The sequence below is a fragment of the Planktothrix sp. FACHB-1355 genome, assembly GCF_014748295.1.
Taxonomy (GTDB): domain Bacteria; phylum Cyanobacteriota; class Cyanobacteriia; order Cyanobacteriales; family Aerosakkonemataceae; genus Aerosakkonema; species Aerosakkonema funiforme_A.
This window is the reverse complement of sequence record NZ_JACJUP010000407.1, coordinates 1-5,217: the sequence shown is the minus strand read 5'-3', so window position 1 is coordinate 5,217 and position 5,217 is coordinate 1. Positions and strand designations below refer to the sequence as shown.

Below are 5,217 nucleotides of genomic sequence, written 5' to 3'. Positions count from 1 at the left end.
TTTTAGTTCGCCAAAATCAATCAAGAATGTTTTACCTACCCACTCAATTTTTTTCGGTTGTGTCGGTTGTGTTGTTTGTGCTACTGGTTGTGCTGTTTGTGCTGCTTGGGGCGGTTCTGGCTGCGTGCATCCAGCTAAGGCTATTATTGCCAATAAACCGATTAAGCTCAATTTTATGTCTTTCATATCTCTCCAGGAATTCAGCAAATAAAATTATTTCACATCATAGATATTTTATAAAAAAATATATATAAATTTTATATTTTGCTGGGTCGAGCGCTGATTTGCTAAGCAATCGATGATGGCATATGCCAAAATCTATCAAAAAGAATCTGCTTCATCCACAAGAGTTTCAATCAACAAATCCACCTGTTGTTGTTTTTCTTGCAAAAAAGTTTCGCACTGACGCAAGTATTCAACCGCAGCGGCAAACTCATCAAAAATTTGAGCTAATTCTAATTTACCCGATTCTATTTCGGCGATGATCTTTTCAACTTTTGTAACTGCTTCTTCGTAATTCCAGCTTTTCTCTAATGGGATGTTAGCGGAAACTGGTGAATTCGGATAATTAATCATCAAATATCCTTCTTTTTATAACTTCGCGTTTTTCTTGCTTTCGGTTGTGAAATCCGATCATCTAAAATTTCGGTAACTTTGACTTTTACTTGACCGTCACTCAACTGAATCGACAACTCCTGTCCTAATTTTAAACTAGCAGCAGAACGAGAAATAGTACCATCTTCTTGCCGTACCACCGCATAACCGCGTTGCAGTACAGCTTTCGGGTCGAGTGTTGTCAATTTTTGCCGCAGTAGCTGACAGTGCTGACTGGCTGACTGAAATTTTAGGTTTGTCACTTGGACTAATCTTTGACGCAACCAAGAAAGCGATCGACTTTCTTGCTGAATTTGCCTGTCTAATCGCAGCCGCCGCAACTTATTTCGCAATATTAAAATTTTAGCTTGCGCGGTATCTAATTGTCGATCGACAACTTCTTTCAAAGTCGCAATTCTTTCTCGATGTTGTGCAATTAAATAGTCTAGTTCCGGTACGACTTGTTCGGCGGCAGCTGTGGGAGTATGAGCGCAGAAATCAGCCGCCAAGTCAGCCAAAGACTCATCTCTTTGATGACCGATGCCGGTCATAACGGGAATTGGACATAAAGCGATCGCTCTCACCACCCCTTCATCATTAAAGCAGCTTAAATCCTCAACTGCACCGCCCCCTCGCGCTAAAATCAAAACCTCTGCCCGACCATCTCGCTCCACTCGTTCGATCGCTGCCACAATAGAAGCGGGTGCCTGCTCGCCCTGCACTTGCGCTGGAGAAAAGAGTACGTGCAAACCCGGATAGCGTTGCCTCAGTGTTTTACGTATATCCCCCCAAGCGGCGGCAGAGGGTGAAGTGACGACAGCAATAGTTTGGGGATGAATGGGAAGCGATCGCTTTGTTTGGGGGTCGAACAGTCCTTCCGCTTCCAGACGCGATCGCAACTGCTTGTAGCGCAACGCCTGCAACCCTTCCCCGGCTGGAAACGCCTGCCAAACAGTCAGCTGATATTCTCCCCGCTGGCGATAAACGCGAATGCTGCCCAAAACAAGCAACTGTTCGCCTTTTGTCGGCTGCTGTGCGAGTTTGGTCATTTGGCTATTCCACACCACACAGCGAATTGTTGCTTTCCCGTCTGAGTCTTGCAGCGTAAAGAACAGCCCGCTGGGATGCTTATTAGTGCTAGAAACCTCACCGTATACCCAAACTTGTCGCAGTCGATCGTCTTGTTCTAACAAGTCTTGGATATAGTCGGTCAACCCAGCCAGCGATAGGGCTGTATCTGGAATTACAGTATCGGTAAAATAAGAGTTCATTTCCACTTCGATCCCGAATCAGCTTAAGAAAGCTTTAAACATGCCCTAACTCCTCAGATGCTAGACTCCGATCGAGCATCAACAGCATTTTAAACCAACTAAAGAACAGGCAAGCTTGGACGTTCCAACAGGGGTAGACTAAACTAAAATAGTATATCTGTTCTAGTCAGGTCTCCCAGACCACCATTTTAAAACCTCCTAACCTAGAGACGCGGAATAAGTATGGTAGCAAATGATATCGCTGGCAAGGAAAAAGCGCTAAACCTGGTACTCAAACAAATTGAACAACAATTTGGTAAAGGCGCGATCGTGCGTTTGGGCGATGCTACCCGCATGAGGGTGGAAACCATCCCCAGCGGGGCACTAACTTTAGATTTAGCCTTGGGTGGTGGCTTACCCAAAGGACGGGTGATCGAAATTTATGGCCCAGAAAGTTCCGGTAAAACAACGCTGGCGCTGCACGCGATCGCAGAAATACAAAAAGCCGGTGGCATAGCCGCCTTTGTGGATGCCGAACACGCCCTCGATCCCACCTACGCGGCGGCGCTGGGTGTCGATATCGAAAATTTGCTCGTTTCGCAACCCGATACTGGGGAAGCAGCACTGGAAATAGTCGATCAGTTAGTACGTTCTGCGGCGGTTGATATTGTGGTTGTTGACTCGGTAGCCGCCCTGGTACCGCGAGCTGAAATTGAAGGCGATATGGGCGATGCCCACGTTGGTTTGCAAGCTCGCTTGATGAGCCAAGCCCTACGTAAGATAACTGGTAATATAGGCAAATCTGGCTGTACGGTCATTTTCCTCAACCAACTGCGCCAGAAAATCGGTGTCACTTACGGCAATCCAGAAACCACTACTGGTGGTAACGCCCTCAAGTTCTACGCTTCGGTGCGACTCGATATTCGCCGCATTCAAACCCTCAAAAAAGGTGCGGAAGAATTCGGGAACCGTGTCAAAGTCAAAGTTGCCAAGAACAAAGTCGCTCCGCCCTTCCGCATTGCCGAGTTTGACATCATCTTTGGTAAGGGCATTTCCACAATGGGCTGTATTGTAGACATTGCGGAAGAAGTTGGTGTGATTAACCGTAAAGGAGCGTGGTACAGCCACAACGGTGAAAATATCGCCCAAGGTCGGGACAATACCATCAAGTATCTAGACGAAAATTCCCAACTCGCCAAAACTATCCAGCAGCAAATCCGCGAAAAATTGGATAAGGGAGCTGTAGTTTCCGCTAACTCGGTAGCTCACCCAAGCGATATCGAGGAAGAAGAAGATCTCGAAGATCTGGAATAGAGTTAAGAGGGAGAGCGGGAGCGGGGGGGAGTGGGGGAATTAATATGTTGACTTTTCCCTCCTCCCGACGCCCGACGCCCGACGCCCTAACCCCTTTTTGACTTTTGACTTTTGACTTTTAGCTCCCCCACTCTCCCGCTCCCATAACTCAGTTTTTTTCTATTGTTGTATGACGACTGCTCAGAAAGCGGTCTAAAATTTGCGATCGCTCAGATGCCGTCAAATGCGGTAAAGAAGATGGTGAGGTGGGGTCTTCAGAGGAAAGTTTTGCTTTGAGAACCAGAGAAGTATCATCTGGTTTCTCACTTAGATAATCATCTTCGTCGGCAAACGTTGTCAGCATCTGTCGATCGGTCGGTGCGGGAGGACGGACTGTGCTGGCGTTGATTTGCGCGAGTATTTCTGGGGGTACTGGCTCTACCGTTTGGGCTGTTTGACCAAAGAAAAAGGTTATGGCTAAACTTCCCAAGCGAATTCGATCGCCATCCTGGAGCAGCACGCGCTTAATCACCGGTTCGCCGTTGACAAATGAACCGTTGGTGCTGTTTAAGTCAACTAAGTAGAAACCTTCGTTGTGGATATACTGTATGGCGGCGTGACGGCGAGACATCCACCCATCCCGGACTGGCAGGGCAATACGACGATCTCGCCCTATTATCCAGATTTTTTGAGGCTGAAATAGTCGCTGCGTTTTGCCGTTAAGTAAATTGGTGACAATATAAGCTTGCTGCCCCTGCACCACTCCTTGCACGTAAGCTGGTGCCCTCCCTAGAGATGAAGGGGCTGAGTTTTCTAATTGTAAAATTTCATCTAATAAGCCACGATTATGCTCGTAAATCCTTAAAAATACCTGATATAAACCGAGGCGTTTTTCCAGTTCCATACCTTCAGATGACTCCAGGAGCAATGAGATGCTTGGCGTGGATACACGCGGGTGAACGATCGTTAGCTAGATGTTGAATCCGAGACTGCTGTTGGGAAATCAAGCAGTTACTGCTACCCTTGGCTCGATCGGTCTTTTGGCTCCCACCCAGGTGACTGGCTTACCAGCTACTCTCCATTCAGGAGGTCAAACTACCGTATTGACTATTTCAAGATGCTAAAAGGGCACACCGCTATATTTTCCCTGTTTATTAACTTAGAAGGTTTAGGCTTTTAAGAGTCCCGCACAAATACGGAAATATTATAAAGTTTTCCTAATTTCTACTTATTTACAGATACACCTTGGTTGTGCAGTTCGTTACCACTAAGATATTTATGTACGAATGGCGACATTTTTGTTGATTAAAATTATTTTTGGTTAAAGAAAAATATGCCAGGTATTTGAGAATAAAAAAATCGGCCTATCAGTGGCGCGATCCCAGTAAAATAGAATGATTGCGTTTCAAAAATGAGCAGCACAAAGACGATCAGCCCGACACTGCCTTACCGCTGACAGGGCGGGACTGCTCGCTTCTAAGACTGAATCACTAGGTAAACTGTGCGATCGAGGTTTCTAATCTGTCTTGGCGCTAACAGCACAACACCCAGAAGCTTCCATTTGGTATTTAACGAGATTAGCTAGTTCCTGTAGCTGAGAGATAGCTTCCGCACCCTCTAGCTTCATTAATTCCCGATCGTCTCGCATCTCTGTCCAAGTTATCCCATAATCGGAGACTAAAAATCTGATCAGATGATTATCCCCCAAGCTAACCATGAAAGAGGCGCTTGTCATTTGGCCACCGCACGTATAGCAAGAAGCTAGGTATCCTCGCCGCTCTAGCACGATTGCCAGCGCTTGAAGGTTCATAACCAGATCTTGAACAAATTGGCGGTGTTGCTCTGCAAGTCTGATAAACACGGTTATCCTCCAACCACCACACCTAATTTTAGACGTGTTTTAGATTTTCTTAAGAATTCAGACATTCTGAGGTTGGTAAAATGGCCACCAGACTTTTCCACCGAACGACTAACTCTTTTGCTTTAGGTTAACCTATCGAGGGTGTCAGCAACGTATCAGTAGTGACAGTCCGATCGATTCAACTGCATCATAGACGCAAAAAACAAAAACGGAGTTCCT

General features: G+C 46.2%; 7 protein-coding genes. 2 read left to right on the top strand and 5 right to left on the bottom strand.

Annotated features, from left to right (window positions below; all coding sequences use genetic code 11):
• From H6S82_RS17085 to xseA, 3 genes are all read right to left on the bottom strand, one after another.
• Positions 1-186: hypothetical protein (locus H6S82_RS17085; protein ID WP_199317905.1), on the bottom strand; the 186-nt coding region annotated here is incomplete at its 3' end.
• 135 nt (positions 187-321) lie between these two features.
• The gene (gene xseB / locus H6S82_RS17080; RefSeq protein ID WP_190460924.1) at positions 322-576 is read right to left on the bottom strand and encodes an exodeoxyribonuclease VII small subunit; all 255 of its coding nucleotides are present in this window, start codon (positions 574-576) and stop codon (positions 322-324) included.
• Positions 576-1,865, bottom strand: a complete 1,290-nt coding sequence (gene xseA / locus H6S82_RS17075) for an exodeoxyribonuclease VII large subunit (protein ID WP_190460927.1) — start codon at positions 1,863-1,865, stop codon at positions 576-578. Before xseA ends, xseB begins: the two co-directional genes overlap by 1 nt.
• Before the next feature lie 222 nt (positions 1,866-2,087).
• Between xseA and recA the strand changes: the two genes are divergently transcribed.
• Positions 2,088-3,158 carry a recombinase RecA gene (recA, locus tag H6S82_RS17070; RefSeq protein WP_190460929.1) on the top strand — a complete coding sequence of 357 codons (1,071 nt, stop codon included), beginning with the start codon at positions 2,088-2,090 and terminating at the stop codon, positions 3,156-3,158.
• A gap of 148 nt (positions 3,159-3,306) precedes the next feature.
• Here recA and H6S82_RS17065 read toward each other — a convergent pair whose 3' ends face one another.
• Positions 3,307-4,041 carry an FHA domain-containing protein gene (locus H6S82_RS17065; RefSeq protein WP_190460931.1) on the bottom strand — a complete coding sequence of 245 codons (735 nt, stop codon included), beginning with the start codon at positions 4,039-4,041 and terminating at the stop codon, positions 3,307-3,309.
• Between the two features lie 70 nt (positions 4,042-4,111).
• On the opposite strand from H6S82_RS17065, the gene H6S82_RS17060 reads away from it, so the two are divergent.
• On the top strand, positions 4,112-4,261 hold the full coding sequence (locus tag H6S82_RS17060) for a hypothetical protein (RefSeq protein ID WP_190460933.1): 150 nt from the start codon (positions 4,112-4,114) through the stop codon (positions 4,259-4,261).
• A gap of 392 nt (positions 4,262-4,653) precedes the next feature.
• Here H6S82_RS17060 and H6S82_RS17055 read toward each other — a convergent pair whose 3' ends face one another.
• On the bottom strand, positions 4,654-4,998 hold the full coding sequence (locus tag H6S82_RS17055) for a DUF1815 family protein (protein ID WP_190460935.1): 345 nt from the start codon (positions 4,996-4,998) through the stop codon (positions 4,654-4,656).
• Positions 4,999-5,217: the final 219 nt, after the last annotated feature.

Excerpts from the sequence above, each read along its gene's own strand:
- xseA (WP_190460927.1), bottom strand. The coding sequence starts at position 1,865 with ATGAACTCTTATTTTACCGATACTGTAATTCCAGATACAGCCCTATCG.
- H6S82_RS17065 (WP_190460931.1), bottom strand. The coding sequence starts at position 4,041 with ATGGAACTGGAAAAACGCCTCGGTTTATATCAGGTATTTTTAAGGATT.
- H6S82_RS17060 (WP_190460933.1), top strand. The coding sequence starts at position 4,112 with ATGTTGAATCCGAGACTGCTGTTGGGAAATCAAGCAGTTACTGCTACC.
- recA (WP_190460929.1), top strand. The coding sequence starts at position 2,088 with ATGGTAGCAAATGATATCGCTGGCAAGGAAAAAGCGCTAAACCTGGTA.
- xseB (WP_190460924.1), bottom strand. The coding sequence starts at position 576 with ATGATTAATTATCCGAATTCACCAGTTTCCGCTAACATCCCATTAGAG.